Below are 1,186 nucleotides of genomic sequence, written 5' to 3'. Positions count from 1 at the left end.
TCGACTTGCATGTGTAAGGCATGCCGCCAGCGTTCAATCTGAGCCAGGATCAAACTCTTCAGTTCAAACCTGTTACTGTTTTTCGGTTCTGTTACGAACCGGTCGCTCACTCAACGTACTGACGAATGATCATCCTGCCAGCGTGTTTCCACCCCAGCAGGAAAACCTTCCTTTAATACTAGTGTGAGACTTGATACTTTCGCTTCCAGCAGACCCCGAAGAGTCCACTGCGCGTCGCGCATCAAGCGCCCACACTTATCGGCTGTTAATTTTTAAAGATCGATTACGCATTCACCACCCAAACCGCACCGCGCGCTGCAGGCATCAACCGCCCACCTCGCAACCACCCGGTACCGCTTCGTTCTGCGTCGCTGCATCAGCAGCAGAGAAACGAGATTATGGAGATCGACCGGCAGGTCGTCAATCCCCCTTGCGCAATTATTTTCAAAAAGTTGAGCGGCACCGGAGCAGCCCTTGTCCATGGCACCAGAAAAATACTTAGTTATCCGAGTTAATTTACGGCCAATAACAGTGATTGCGATTTTCTGCAAGCGAGAAGCGCTATCGAACGATCTCGCGTCACGATCCACAGACGAGATGGTAGAGACGGTGGAGATGGAGAAGACGAGGGGAACAGAGTGCACAGTAGAAACTGCATGCAGGCCACGAAGACAAACAAGAAGTGCGAACGCGGAGACTGGTTTTGTGAGTGGCTCTTCGGCGCGCGCAGCGCCGCCGGAAGTATGACTCCCTTGTCACCAGCGCATGCAGGTGCACGAACACGGACTCTACGGAGCCACTACCTTCTGCAAGCAAGGGCGCCCACTTAGCATTAGCGGTTTGAGCCGCTTTCTTTGCTTAGGAAGGTCTGAACAACCCGTTTCTGTTTTGGATTTCCAGCTCGCACAATGGAGCGAAGATCACATCGTCACCTGCGACTGCGGTGGAGCGCTACCGGTCGCATCCTGGCGGTCCGCGCCTCGCCTTTACCGCACGCCTTCGGCCTTCGTTGCGCTTCACAGCATCTTGCGCGCCATCCACAGATTAGCCAGCGCGAACTGCGTTTCGATCTGAGCCGTGTTCTTCGCCAATCCTCGATACCGCGCCTTCAGATAGCCAAACTGACACTTCAGCACCCGAAACGGATGTTCCACCTTCGCTCTTACACCCGCTTTCAGTCGCTCGA

1 protein-coding gene and 1 rRNA gene are annotated in these 1,186 nt (G+C 54.3%); both read right to left on the bottom strand.

The window, feature by feature from the left end; genetic code table 11:
• Nucleotides 1–65: ribosomal RNA gene (locus tag HHL24_RS43415) — 16S ribosomal RNA — on the bottom strand; the annotation flags it as partial.
• 951 nt (nt 66–1,016) lie between these two features.
• Nucleotides 1,017–1,186 (bottom strand): transposase (locus HHL24_RS43410; RefSeq protein WP_169491326.1); only part of this gene is annotated, 170 nt, incomplete at its 5' end.

This window comes from Paraburkholderia polaris, assembly GCF_012927345.1.
GTDB classification, from domain to species: Bacteria; Pseudomonadota; Gammaproteobacteria; order Burkholderiales; family Burkholderiaceae; genus Paraburkholderia; species Paraburkholderia polaris.
Note: the sequence above shows the minus strand (reverse complement) of the source record. Positions and strands in the feature narration are given on the sequence as shown.